The organism is Streptomyces sp. 2114.4 (genome assembly GCF_900187385.1).
Lineage (GTDB): Bacteria > Actinomycetota > Actinomycetes > Streptomycetales > Streptomycetaceae > Streptomyces > Streptomyces mooreae.
On the sequence record NZ_FYEY01000001.1, the window covers coordinates 5,814,662 to 5,827,378 of the forward strand.

Annotated in this window: 12 protein-coding genes; 9 read left to right on the forward strand and 3 right to left on the reverse strand. The window is 72.3% G+C overall.

From position 1 onward, the window contains the following. Positions 1 to 66 precede the first annotated feature (66 nt). The 3 genes from CFW40_RS25710 (at position 67) to CFW40_RS25720 (ending at position 3,209) form a co-directional block, all read left to right on the forward strand. Positions 67 to 933, forward strand: a complete 867-nt coding sequence (locus CFW40_RS25710) for a 1-acyl-sn-glycerol-3-phosphate acyltransferase (RefSeq protein WP_088800252.1) — start codon at positions 67 to 69, stop codon at positions 931 to 933. Continuing rightward, positions 930 to 1,931, forward strand: a complete 1,002-nt coding sequence (locus CFW40_RS25715; RefSeq protein ID WP_088800253.1) for an NAD(P)H-dependent glycerol-3-phosphate dehydrogenase — start codon at positions 930 to 932, stop codon at positions 1,929 to 1,931. Before CFW40_RS25710 ends, CFW40_RS25715 begins: the two co-directional genes overlap by 4 nt. Before the next feature lie 141 nt (positions 1,932 to 2,072). Further along, a complete protein-coding gene (locus CFW40_RS25720; RefSeq protein WP_088800254.1) occupies positions 2,073 to 3,209 on the forward strand; it encodes a D-alanine--D-alanine ligase family protein in 1,137 nt (378 codons plus the stop codon). A 58-nt stretch (positions 3,210 to 3,267) separates the two neighbouring features. Here the strand turns inward: CFW40_RS25720 and CFW40_RS25725 are convergent, their stop codons facing one another. After that, positions 3,268 to 3,747 (reverse strand): DUF3515 domain-containing protein, encoded by a 480-nt coding sequence (locus tag CFW40_RS25725; RefSeq protein WP_088800255.1) that lies wholly within the window; start codon positions 3,745 to 3,747, stop codon positions 3,268 to 3,270. A 21-nt stretch (positions 3,748 to 3,768) separates the two neighbouring features. Continuing rightward, complete coding sequence (locus CFW40_RS25730; protein ID WP_088800256.1) at positions 3,769 to 4,002, reverse strand: Lrp/AsnC ligand binding domain-containing protein; 234 nt, start codon at positions 4,000 to 4,002, stop codon at positions 3,769 to 3,771. Between the two features lie 158 nt (positions 4,003 to 4,160). Here CFW40_RS25730 and CFW40_RS25735 point away from each other — a divergent pair, with 158 nt between their 5' ends. After that, a complete protein-coding gene (locus tag CFW40_RS25735) occupies positions 4,161 to 5,129 on the forward strand; it encodes a thiamine-phosphate kinase (protein WP_086720456.1) in 969 nt (322 codons plus the stop codon). 90 nt (positions 5,130 to 5,219) lie between these two features. Further along, positions 5,220 to 6,029 carry a bifunctional hydroxymethylpyrimidine kinase/phosphomethylpyrimidine kinase gene (gene thiD / locus CFW40_RS25740; RefSeq protein WP_088800257.1) on the forward strand — a complete coding sequence of 270 codons (810 nt, stop codon included), beginning with the start codon at positions 5,220 to 5,222 and terminating at the stop codon, positions 6,027 to 6,029. 123 nt (positions 6,030 to 6,152) lie between these two features. Here the strand turns inward: thiD and rpmB are convergent, their stop codons facing one another. Continuing rightward, complete coding sequence (gene rpmB, locus CFW40_RS25745) at positions 6,153 to 6,338, reverse strand: 50S ribosomal protein L28 (protein WP_018087178.1); 186 nt, start codon at positions 6,336 to 6,338, stop codon at positions 6,153 to 6,155. Between the two features lie 233 nt (positions 6,339 to 6,571). Here rpmB and CFW40_RS25750 point away from each other — a divergent pair, with 233 nt between their 5' ends. The 4 genes from CFW40_RS25750 (at position 6,572) to coaD (ending at position 12,691) form a co-directional block, all read left to right on the forward strand. Continuing rightward, entirely contained in the window at positions 6,572 to 8,218 is a 1,647-nt protein-coding gene (locus CFW40_RS25750) for a DAK2 domain-containing protein (protein ID WP_088800258.1), read from the forward strand. A 139-nt stretch (positions 8,219 to 8,357) separates the two neighbouring features. Next, entirely contained in the window at positions 8,358 to 11,327 is a 2,970-nt protein-coding gene (locus tag CFW40_RS25755; RefSeq protein ID WP_088800259.1) for a helicase-related protein, read from the forward strand. Positions 11,328 to 11,582: 255 nt separating this feature from the next. Continuing rightward, complete coding sequence (gene rsmD, locus CFW40_RS25760) at positions 11,583 to 12,182, forward strand: 16S rRNA (guanine(966)-N(2))-methyltransferase RsmD (protein ID WP_088800260.1); 600 nt, start codon at positions 11,583 to 11,585, stop codon at positions 12,180 to 12,182. Then, the gene (coaD, locus tag CFW40_RS25765) at positions 12,179 to 12,691 is read left to right on the forward strand and encodes a pantetheine-phosphate adenylyltransferase (RefSeq protein ID WP_088800261.1); all 513 of its coding nucleotides are present in this window, start codon (positions 12,179 to 12,181) and stop codon (positions 12,689 to 12,691) included. Before rsmD ends, coaD begins: the two co-directional genes overlap by 4 nt. Positions 12,692 to 12,717: the final 26 nt, after the last annotated feature.

Genomic DNA, 12,717 nt, shown 5'->3' on the forward strand with positions numbered 1-12,717 from the left:
TGGGGCGACACTTGTGCGGCTGCCGGCCCGCAGCAGCTTTGCAGGTCCCACAAGGAGGGTGTCCCAGTGTCCCGCCGCAGAATCGGCTTCTGGTACCGCTTGGCCGCGGTCATCTGCAAACCGCCGCTCTTGGTTCTGTTCAAGCGGGACTGGCAGGGAATGGAGCACATTCCGGCCGACGGCGGATTTATCACCGCGGTCAACCACAACTCGTATCTTGATCCGCTCTCCTATGCGCACTATCAGTACAACACCGGGCGGGTCCCCCGATTCCTCGCCAAGGCCGGACTCTTCAAGAGCGGCTTTGTCGGCCTGATGATGCGCGGCACCGGGCAGATCCCCGTCTACCGGGAAACCACCGACGCCGCCACCGCCTTCCGCGCCGCCGTCAGCGCCATCGAGAAGGGTGAATGCGTCGCCTTCTACCCCGAGGGCACCCTCACCCGCGACCCCGAGCTGTGGCCCATGCAGGGCAAGACCGGTGCCGCCCGGGTGGCATTGCTGACCAAGGCGCCGGTCATTCCCGTCGCGCAGTGGGGCGCCAACGACGCGATGCCGCCGTACGCCAAGGAGAAGAAGCTCCGCCTCCTGCCGCGCAAGACGCTGCGGGTGCAGGCCGGGCCACCGGTCGACCTGAGCGCGTTCTACGACCAGGAGCCGACCGCCGAGGTGCTGCGGGCCGCCACCGAGGTCATCATGGCCGCGATCACCGAGCAGCTGGCCGTCGTGCGCGGCGAGCCCGCGCCGGCCGAACCGTACGACTGGCGCAAGGCGATCGCCCGGGAGCGCCGCGCCGCCCGGGAAGCCGCCAAGGCGGTTCAGGGCGCCGCTGCGGACCGGGCTCCCGCCGAGCGGGCCGCCGCCCCGGAACCGGCCGTCGGCCCGCAGCAGGCCCGAAGCACCCAGCAGGCACAGGAGGATGAAAGCAAGTGACGCGCTGCGCCGTCTACGGCACGGGGTCCTGGGGTACCGCCTTCGCGATGGTGCTCGCCGACGCGGGATGCGAGGTGACCCTGTGGGGACGCCGTACGGCCCTGGTCGACGCCGTCAACAACGGCCGTACCAACCCCGACTACCTGCCGGGGGTCGAGCTGCCCGCGTCCGTACGGGCCACCACCGACCCGGCACAGGCGGCGCGCGGCGCGGAGTTCGCGGTGCTGGCGGTGCCCGCCCAGACGCTGCGCGGCAATCTCGCCGAATGGGCGCCGCTGCTGCCCGACGGGACGGTCCTGGTCTCCCTGATGAAGGGCGTCGAACTGGGCACGGCCAAGCGCATGAGCGAGGTCATCGAGGAGGTGGCCAAGGTCCCCGCGGAGCGCGTCGCCGTGCTGACCGGGCCCAACCTCGCCAAGGAGATCGCCGCCCGGCAGCCCGCCGCCGCCGTGGTGGCCTGCGCCGACGAGGCGGTCGCCCGGCGCTTCCAGACCGCCTGCCACACCTCGTACTTCCGCCCGTACACCAACACCGACGTGGTGGGCTGTGAACTGGGCGGCGCGGTCAAGAACGTCATCGCACTCGCCGTCGGCATCGCCACCGGCATGGGCCTGGGCGACAACGCCAAGGCGTCCCTGATCACCCGCGGTCTGGCCGAGACCACCCGGCTCGGCCTGGCGATGGGCGCCGACGCGCACACCTTCGCCGGGCTGGCCGGCATGGGCGACCTCGTCGCCACCTGCTCCTCGCCGCTGTCGCGCAACAACACCTTCGGCACCAACCTCGGCCGCGGGATGACGCTCGAGGAGACCATCGCGGTCACCAAACAGACCGCCGAGGGCGTCAAGTCCTGCGAATCCGTACGGGATCTGGCCCGCAGGCACGGTGTCGACATGCCGCTCACCGAGACGGTCGTGGAGATCGTCCACGAGGGCAAGCCGCCGATGGTCGCCCTCAAGGAGCTGATGTCGCGCAGCGCCAAGTCCGAACGGCACTGAAACCGGAGCCGAAACGTCCGCTCCGGTCCCGTTCCGTCCGGGTGCCCGGCCCCCGGCCCCAGTGGCGGAGGTCGGCGCGACGCCACCAACGGCCGCCACAGCACTGACTCCGCGCCGGTCAGCAGGTACCCTCAACCCGATATGAGCAGCGAGACCTCCCCACACAAGCCCCGCGTCGCCGTCGTGTTCGGCGGCCGCAGCTCCGAGCACGCGATCTCCGTGCTCACGGCCGGCGCCGTGCTGCGCGCCATCGACCGTGAGAAGTACGACGTGCTGCCCATCGGCATCACCACCGACGGCCGCTGGGCGCTGACCGCCGACGACCCCGAGCGGATGGCCATCGCGGACCGGCAGCTGCCCTCGGTGGCCGCGCTCGCCGAGTCCACCGAGGGCGCCGTGGTGCTCCCCGTCGACCCCACCAACCGTGAGGTCGTCTACAGCGAGCCGGGCTCGGTCCCCAAGGCGCTGGGCGAGGTCGACGTCGTCTTCCCCGTGCTGCACGGCCCCTACGGCGAGGACGGCACCCTGCAGGGCCTGCTGGAGCTCTCCGGCGTGCCCTACGTCGGCTCGGGCGTGCTCGCCTCCGCCGTCGGCCAGGACAAGGACTACATGAAGCGGGTGTTCACCTCCTTCGGGCTGCCGGTCGGCCCGTACGAGGTCATCCGCCCCCGCGAGTGGGAAAAGGATCCTGCGGCCGCCCGCAGGAAGATCGTGGACTTCGCCGGCGAGCACGGCTGGCCGCTCTTCGTGAAGCCCGCCCGGGCCGGCTCGTCCATGGGCATCACCAAGGTCGACGACCTCGGCGGCCTGGACGAGGCGATCGAGGAGGCCCGCCGGCACGACCCCAAGATCCTCGTGGAGTCGCTGCTGCGCGGCCGCGAGATCGAGTGCGGGGTGCTGGAGTTCGAGGACGGCCCGCGGGCCAGCGTGCCGGCCGAGATTCCGCCGGTCACCGCGCACGACTTCTACGACTTCGAGGCCAAGTACATCGACTCGGCGGACGGGATCGTGCCGGCCCCGCTGAGCGAGGAGCAGACCGCGAAGGTCCAGGAGCTGGCCGTCGCGGCCTTCGAGGCGGCGTCCTGCGAGGGACTGGTGCGGGCGGACTTCTTCCTGCAGGACAACGGCGAGTTCGTGATCAACGAGATCAACACGCTTCCCGGCTTCACGCCCATCTCGATGTACCCGCGGATGTGGCAGGAGAGCGGTGTGAGCTACCCGGAGCTGATCGACCGGCTCCTGCAGGCCGCACTGCAGCGCTCCACGGGACTGCGCTGAGCCGGCTGCCCGTGCCGGGCGGCCGGTCCGCCCTTTCGGGGGAGTCGTCCCAGGGCCCCTACACCCCGGTGGGAACCGTCTTCTTCACGGCGCCCCCGAGATCGGTGAGCACATCGACCTCGGGGGCGTACTTCCCGGGAACGGTCACCTCGACGTAGGCCTTGCGCAGCACCGTCGTGAAGCGGTAACCGTCGTCCTGCTTCTCAAAGAGCCATTCGACCCCGTTGACTTCCGCCGCGTCGGCACCGGGGTTGTAATGTTCACTCCCGTACGTCAGGACGTCGGGCTTCGGCACCCCGCAGCGCAGTTTCACGGCAGGATCGCCCCATATGGCAGTGAAGTCGGATACGGGCTCGGGGGTACCCCGCTTCAGCCCGTCCACGGTCGGCGGCAACTCCTTGTGCAACGCCTTGCAGTACCGCGCCGCCGCACCCTTGGGGGAGGGCGCGGCCACCTCCTCGGAAGAGGAACAGCTCACCGCGGCGAAGAGCACGGTGAGCACCGGAAGGGCCAGGTACCGGCGGCGCGTAGAGATCACCCGGCCGAGGATACGGGGGTGCTAGAGATGGACGACCGGGCAGGTAAGGGTGCGCGTGATGCCTTCGACTTGCTGGACCTTCGCGACCACCATGCGGCCCAGCTCATCGACCGTGCCGGCCTGAGCGCGCACGATGACGTCGTAGGGACCGGTCACATCCTCGGCCTGCAGCACACCATGGATCGTGGAGATCGTCTCAGCTACCGCCGAGGCCTTGCCGACCTCGGTCTGGATCAGGATGTAGGCCTGTACCACGGAACCTCCAGGGCGGCTACGAGGATCATGTGGGAAGAAGGGACGCCACGGTACCGCGTCACCGAGCGGAGCGGGGAGACCCGCGCGGTGAACACGGCAAGTACGGCACAGTCGTCAGCCACGTACGGACCGTCCGTACACATGGGAAGGGCAACAGCATGAAGGGCACCGTGGGCGAGCTGGGGGAGTTCGGGCTGATCAGGGAGCTCACCTCCCGGCTCACCACCACTCCGGCCGTACGGATCGGGCCGGGTGACGACGCCGCGGTGGTCACCGCGCCGGACCGGAGGGTGGTCGCCAGCACCGACATCCTCCTGGAGGGCCGGCACTTCAGGCGCGACTGGTCCACCGCCTACGACGTCGGCCGCAAGGCCGCCGCGCAGAACCTCGCCGACATCGCGGCGATGGGCGCGGTGCCCACGGCGATCCTGCTCGGCCTGGTGGTGCCCGCGGAGCTCCCCGCCACCTGGCCGACCGAGCTGATGGACGGGCTGCGTGACGAGTGCCAGGTGGCCGGCGCCGCGGTCGTCGGCGGGGACGTGGTGCGCGGCGACACCATCACCGTCTCCATCACCGCGCTCGGCGATTTGCGCAACCAGGAGCCGGTCACCCGGGCCGGCGCCCAGCCCGGCGATGTGGTCGCGGTGACCGGCTGGCTCGGCTGGTCCGCCGCCGGGCACGCCGTCCTCTCCCGCGGCTTCCGCTCGCCGCGCGCGTTCGTGGAGGCCCACCGCCGCCCCGAGCCGCCGTACCACGCGGGCCCGGCCGCCGCCGGACTCGGCGCCACCGCCATGACGGACGTCAGCGACGGACTGGTCGCCGACCTCGGGCACATCGCCGAGGCCAGCAAGGTCCGGATCGACCTGCGGTCCGCCGGTATCGACATCCCCTCGCAGATGTCCGACATCGGCACGGCCGTCGGCGTGGACCCGATGCAGTGGGTGCTCAACGGCGGCGAGGACCACGCGATCGTCGCCACCTTCCCGCCCGACGTGAAGCTGCCCGCCCGGTGGAAGGTCATCGGCGAAGTGCTCCACCCCTCCGCACTGCCCCAGGTGACGGTGGACGGCGCCCCCTGGGTGAAGGCCGGCTGGGACCACTTCGGCGACAACGGGGATGCCGAGTAGGCCGCGTACGGCCACGGGCGGCGACGCCACGGGCAGTGCCACCACGGGCGCCCGCAGAACCACGGGGCGCCGCCGAGTAGATTCGGCGGTATGCACATACCTCCACGCGTCCTGACCGTCGCCGGGTCCGACTCCGGCGGCGGCGCGGGCATCCAGGCCGATCTCAAGACGATGCTGGCGCTCGGCACCCACGGCATGAGCGTGGTCACCGCCGTCACCGCCCAGAACTCCCTGGGCGTACAGGGCGCGTGGGAGCTGCCGGCCGAGGCCGTGCGGGCCCAGTTCCGCAGCGTCGTCGACGACATCGGCGTCCAGGCGGTGAAGACCGGGATGCTCTCCTCGGCCGAACTCGTCGAGACCGTCGCCGAACTGCTCGCCGGACTGCGGGCCCCCGTCGTCATCGACCCGGTGGGGGTCTCCAAGCACGGCGACGCACTGCTCGCCGCCACCGCCCTGGACGCGGTCCGCACGGCGCTGCTGCCGACGGCGACCGTCGCCACCCCCAACCTGGACGAGGTCGCCCAGCTGACCGGTATCCGCGTCGAGGAGGAGGCCGATATGCGCCGGGCGGCCGCCGCGATCCTGGACTTCGGTCCGCGCTGGGCGCTCATCAAGGGCGGCCATCTCGCCGCCGGCCGTGGCGAGAGCGCCGTCGACCTGCTCACCGACGGCACCGAGGAGCACTGGCTGCGCGCCCCGCGGCACGACAACCGGCACACCCACGGCACCGGCTGCACCCTCGCCAGCGCGCTCGCCGCGCAGCTCGCCAAGGGGGATACGGTCCCGCAGGCCACCGCGGCCGCGAAGGACTATGTCACCGGCGCCCTCGCGGCCGGCTTCCGGCTGGGCGCGGGCATCGGCCCCGTGGACCACGGCTGGCGCCGGCGCGACGCGCACTGAGGGGGTGCACCGCGGCCGGGCGCGGTGCCGCGGTGTCCTGTCCCGGAAAAGGAAGAAGCCGGTCCACCACGAAGGTGGACCGGCTTTCCAAGCAACCGGCTGGGCTGCGCTACGGCTAAGACGTCAGCGCGAGACCTTGCCGGCCTTGATGCACGAGGTGCAAGCGTTCAGCCGCTTCGGCGTGCGCCCGATCACTGCACGCACCGTCTGGATGTTGGGGTTCCAACGACGGTTGGTACGGCGATGCGAGTGCGAGACACTCTTGCCGAAGCCCGGCCCCTTGCCGCAGACGTCGCAGTTGGCAGCCACGGGTCACTCCAAAGACTTCAGATGCACTTACGGTGAAATCCCGACGAGCCGAGTGCATTGCCCGAACGACGCCGTCAGGAGAGGAATGGCCCGATTCGCATCGGGCAACCGGAGCAGCATACAACGGCCGCTCCCGTAGAGCGAAACTACCACGCACCCACCGGCCCCCGCCCCGGCCCCGCCCCCGCAGCGCGGCTACTGTGCGGTGGCATCCCGCGACTCAGGAGGACGACGTGCCGTACCCGCTCGACGCCGCCGCGGTCCGCTCCTGGTGCGGACTGGCACTGGAGGCGCTGGGACGGGAACGCGAGCGGATCGACGCGATCAACGTCTACCCGGTGGCCGACGGCGACACCGGCACCAACCTCTATCTGACCCTCGAATCGGCGGCCCGCGCGGTCGAGGCCGCCTTCGACGGGCACGCCTCGGCCGGCACCGCCCCCCGTCTCGCCGATGCCATCGGCGCCATGGCACACGGCGCCCTCATCGGGGCGCGCGGCAACTCCGGCACGATCGTGGCGCAGCTGCTGCGCGGGATGACCGAGGTGCTGGCCGCCACCGACGGCTCCGCCGACGCCCTGCGGCGGGCGCTGCGCCGGGCCGCCGCATCGACCTACGAGGCCGTCGCCCACCCGGTGGAGGGCACCGTCCTGACGGTGGCGACCGCCGCCGCCGATGCCGCGGAGCGCGCCACGGGCGACGATGCCGGGGCCGCCGGGGTCGCCCGCGCCGCCCACGACGGCGCCCGCAGCGCCCTGCAGCAGACCCCCGGGCAGCTCGCGGTGCTGGGCAGGGCAGGTGTCGTGGACGCCGGCGGCTGCGGACTGGTCGCGCTGCTGGGCGCGCTCGCCGATGCGCTGTCCGGAGAGGTCTCGGCGGTGCCGGTCGCGGTACGCGCCGACGCGCCGCTCCCCGAGCCGGCCGGCTGCGAGGTCGCGGGCCGGGTGGCGGTGGCGGACGGCCGGGGGGACCCGGCCGGGCCCGCCTTCGAGGTGATCTATCTGCTGGAGGCCGACGACGACGCCGTGGCGGGGCTGCGGGCCCGGCTCGACGGGCTCGGCGACTCCCTGGTGGTGGTCGGCGGGGACGGCCTGTGGAACGTCCACGTCCATGTCGACGACGCGGGCGCCGCCGTGGAGGCCGGCATCGAGGCGGGCCGCCCGTACCGGATCCGGATCACGCACTTCGGCGGCGCCCGCACCAAGGAACCGGAGATGACGGCGCGGGCCGTGGTCGCGGTGGTGCCGGGTGCCGGGCTCGCCGGACTGTGCGCCCAGGCCGGCGCGACCCCCGTCCCGGTACGCCCCGGGGAGCCGCCCGCCAGCGGCGAACTGGTGCAGGCGATCCGGCAGGCGCACGCCCGTGAGGTGATGCTGCTGGCGAACGACGCCGAGCTGCGGCACACCGCGGCGGCCGCCGCCGAGGAGGCCCGCGCCGACGGCGTACGGGTCGCGCTCATCCCCACCCGCTCCGCCGTCCAGGGACTCGCGGCGCTGGCCGTGCACGCACCGGGCCGCAGCTTCGACGAGGACGTGGTCGCGATGACCGCGGCCGCGGGCGCCACCCGCTACGCCGAGCTGGCCCTCGCCGAGCGGCAGTCGTGGACGATGGCCGGCGTCTGCCAGGCCGGGGACGTCCTCGGCCTGATCGACGGCGATGTCGCGGTGATCGGCTCCGACCTCACCGGCACCGCGATGACGGTGCTCGACCGGATGCTGTCGGCGGGCGGGGAGATGGTGACCCTGGTCCTCGGCGCCAAGGCGCCCGACGGGCTCGCCGGGCGGCTGGAGGAGTACGTCCGCGAGCGTCATCTCGCCGTGGACACGGTCGTCTACGACGGGGGCCAGCACGCCACGCCGTTGCTCATCGGCGTGGAGTGAGCGCGCCGGGCGGGCCGGGGCGAGCGCGCGGTGCGGCCGGGGCGGGCGTCGGGGCCCGCGCGAGCGTGCGGGGCCGGTGGGAGCGCGCCGGGCGGCTGCGCCGGCCGCGATTGTCACAGGCGTGGTGTGCAATAGAGGCGTGGCAGCGCTCGACGAACCTCTCAAGAAAATTCTCGGTGGCACCACCGCAAAGGTGCTGGCCGAGCATCTCGACCTGCATACGGTCGGCGACCTGTTGCACCACTATCCGCGCCGCTATGCCGAGCGTGGCGAACTGACCCGCCTCTCGGACCTCCCGCTGGACGAACACGTCACGGTCGTCGCCCAGGTCGCCGACTCCCGGGTGCTGAAGTTCAACGGCGGCCGGGGACAGCGCCTCGAGGTGACGCTCACCGACGGCAGCGGCCGCCTCCGGCTGGTCTTCTTCGGCAAGGGCATCCACAAGCCGCACAAGGATCTGGTGCCCGGACGCCGGGCGATGTTCGCCGGCAAGGTGTCGGTCTTCCAGCGCAAACTCCAGCTCGCCCACCCCGATTACGAGCTCCTCGACGGCGACGCCGAGGGCGGGGCGGATGCGGTGAGCGCCTTCGCCGGCCAGCTCCTGCCGATCTACCCGGCCTGCCAGCAGATGGCGTCCTGGAAGATCTCCAAGGCGGTCGACGCGGTGCTGCCCAGCGCGCGCGACGCCGTCGATCCGCTGCCCGGAGCGCTCCGGGACGGCCGGGAGCTGGTCCCGCTCACCGAGGCGCTGCTCAAGATCCACCGCCCGGCGAGCAAGGCCGATATCGCCGCCGCGCGGGACCGGCTGAAGTGGGACGAGGCGTTCGTCCTGCAGGTCGCGCTCGCCCGGCGCCGCCTCGCGGAGACCCAACTCCCCGCGGTGGCAAGGACGTCGACCGCCGGCGGCATCCTCGACGCCTTCGACGCGAAGCTGCCCTTCACGCTCACCGACGGCCAGCGGAAGGTCAGCCGGGAGATCTTCGACGACCTGGCGACCGAACACCCCATGCACCGCCTCCTCCAGGGCGAGGTGGGCTCCGGCAAGGCCCAGCCGCTGGACGCGCTGGTGCTGACACCGCGCGGCTTCCGTCCCATGGGGGAGATGACCGTCGGCACCGAAGTGGTGGTGCCCACCGGTGAGCTCGCCGTGGTGGACGGCGTCTTCCCGCAGGGCGAGCGCGAGGTGTGGCGGCTGGTGCTCTCGGACGGCAGCGCCGTCGAGTGCGACGACGAGCATCTGTGGATCGTCCGGTCCTGCGAGGCCCAGGAGAGGGTGCTGACCACCCGCGAGCTGCGCCGGGACCTGAACGACCCCGACGGCCGCCCCCGGTGGTCCATCGCCGCGGCCGTAGCGGTGGACCTCGACGACGGCGGGGACCGGCCGCTCGATCCGTATCTGCTGGGCCGGGGGCTGGCCGCGGACCGCGACCCGGCGGCCCGGGTGCCGGACGCCTACCGCAACGCGCCGCTCAAGGACCGGCTGGCCGTCCTGCGGGGCCTGCTGGAGGCCGGAAACGGAACCGCCGGCGCCGCCGCGGTGTTCCGTGCCGCGCACCGCCCGCTGGCCGACGACCTCGCGTGGCTGGTGCGCTCGCTGGGCGGACGGGCGCTGCTGAGCGCCGTGGGGGAGGGGACCTACGACGTCGACGTGGCGCTGCCGGAGGAGGGCGGAGCAGGCTTCGGGCGCGCGATCCGGGCCATCGAGTACGTGGGCCGCAAGCCCGTCCGGTGCATCAGCGTCCGGCACCCGGACCATGCCTATGTGACCGACCACTTCACCGTCACCCACAACACCATGGTCGCGCTGCGCGCCATGCTCGGTGTGGTCGACAGCGGCGGCCAGGCCGCGATGCTGGCGCCGACCGAGGTCCTTGCCCAGCAGCACCACCGCTCGATCACCGAGATGATGGGGAAGCTGGCCGAGGGCGGGATGCTCGGCGGCGCGGAGCAGGGCACCAAGGTGGTGCTGCTGACCGGGTCCATGGGCGCCGCCGCCCGCCGGCAGGCGCTGCTCGATCTGGTCACCGGCGAGGCCGGCATCGTCGTCGGCACCCATGCCCTGATCGAGGACAAGGTGCAGTTCCACGACCTGGGCCTGGTCGTCGTCGACGAACAGCACCGCTTCGGCGTCGAGCAGCGGGACGCGCTGCGCGGCAAGGGCAAGCAACCGCCGCACCTCCTGGTCATGACGGCGACCCCCATTCCGCGCACGGTCGCCATGACCGTCTTCGGCGATCTGGAGACCTCCGTCCTGGACCAACTCCCCGCCGGACGCTCGCCGATCGCCACCCATGTGGTGCCCGCCAAGGACAAGCCGCACTTCCTCGCTCGCGCCTGGGAGCGGGTCCGCGAAGAGGTGGCGGCCGGACACCAGGGCTATGTGGTGTGTCCCCGGATCGGCGACGAGGAGGACGCGCCCAAGGGGGCGAAGAAGGGGGCCGGCTCCAAGGGGGCCGCCGACCAGGCGGGTTCACCGGAGGACGCGGAGGAGAAGCGGCCCCCGCTCGCGGTGCTCGACATCGCCGGGCAGCTCGCCGAGGGGCCGCTCGCCGGGCTGCGGGTGGCGGTCCTCCACGGCCGGATGGCGCCCGACGACAAGGACGACGTGATGCGCCGGTTCGCCGCCGGTGAGCTGGATGTGCTGGTGGCGACGACCGTCATCGAGGTCGGGGTGAACGTCCCGAACGCCACCGCCATGGTGATCATGGACGCCGACCGTTTCGGCGTCTCCCAGCTGCACCAGCTCCGCGGCCGGGTCGGCCGTGGCGCCGCGCCCGGCCTGTGCCTCCTGGTCAGCGAGATGCCCGAGGCCAGCCCGGCCCGCGCCCGGCTCGCCGCGGTGGCCGCCACCCTCGACGGCTTCGAACTCTCCCGTATCGACCTGGAACAGCGGCGCGAGGGCGATGTCCTGGGCCAGGCACAGTCCGGCGTCCGCTCGTCGCTGCGGATGCTCGCGGTCATCGAGGACGAGGAGGTGATCGCGGCCGCCCGCGAGGAGGCCACCGCGCTGGTCACCGCCGACCCCGAGCTGACCGGATATCCGGAGCTGCGGATCGCCCTGTCCGCCCTGCTGGACGAGGACCGGGAGCAGTATCTGGACAAGGGGTGAGCCGGGTCCGCGGCCTTGTCGGGACGCGTCCGGCGGCGTCCGGTTCACCGTCCGCCCCCGCTCAGGACCGCCGCCCGCGGCCCCGGACCGCCCGCCCACGGCCCAACGGCCCGCCACCACGTGAGATCGATCACCACCGGGTGTGCCTCCGGGAAGCCCCGGCCGGACGCCGGGCCCCGGCCGACGGAATATCGTGGAGGAGCGGAGCCCGCCCGGCTCCTCCTCACCGACCACGCGCAACGTAAGGACGGGCCCATGACCCGCGTGATCGCCGGTACGGCCGGCGGCCGCCGCCTGGCCGTACCCCCGGGAAACGGCACCCGCCCGACCTCCGACCGTGCGCGCGAGGGCATGTTCTCCACCTGGGAATCCCTCGACGGGCCGCTCGGCGGCGCCCGGGTGCTCGACCTGTACGGCGGCTCCGGCGCGGTCGGCCTGGAAGCGCTCTCCCGCGGCGCCGCACACGTCCTGCTGGTCGAGGCCGATGCCCGCGCCGTGCGCACCATCCGGGACAACGTCCGTGCGGTCGGCCTCCCGGGCGTCGACGTCCGGGCCGGCAAGGCCGAGCAGACCGCCGCCGCACCGCCCCCGGGCGAGCCGTACGACATCGTCTTCCTGGACCCGCCCTATGTGGTGACCGACGCGGAACTGTGCGAGATCCTGCTCACACTCCGTGGTCAGGGCTGGCTTGCCGACGACGCACTCGTCACCGTGGAACGCAGTACCCGAGGCGGCGCGTTCCCCTGGCCGGACGGTTTCGCAGCGATCAAGGCCCGTCGTTACGGCGAGGGGACGCTTTGGTACGGTCGCGCCGCTTCGACGTCCGCCGAATCGACGTCAGTAAGCGTGTCATGACCGGATCGGAGAGCGAGGAACCCGAGTTGCGCCGCGCCGTCTGTCCGGGGTCATTCGACCCCATCACCAACGGGCACCTGGACATCATCGCCCGTGCCTCCAAGCTGTACGACGTCGTCCACGTCGCCGTGATGATCAACCAGTCCAAGCAGGGGCTGTTCACGGTCGACGAGCGGATCGACCTGATCCGCCGGGCCACCGCCGAGTACGGCAATGTGGAGGTCGAGTCCTTCCACGGCCTGCTCGTCGACTTCTGCAAGCAGCGCGACATCCCCGCGATCGTCAAGGGGCTGCGCGCCGTCAGCGACTTCGACTACGAGCTGCAGATGGCCCAGATGAACAACGGCCTGTCGGGGGTGGAGACGCTGTTCGTCCCCACCAACCCCACCTACAGCTTCCTCTCCTCCAGCCTCGTCAAGGAGGTCGCCGCCTGGGGCGGTGATGTCTCGCATCTGGTGCCGTCGTTCGTCCTGGAGGCGCTGACCGAGCGCCTGCGGAACAAGGGCTGACGCCCGCCGGGCGCACCGGCCCGATG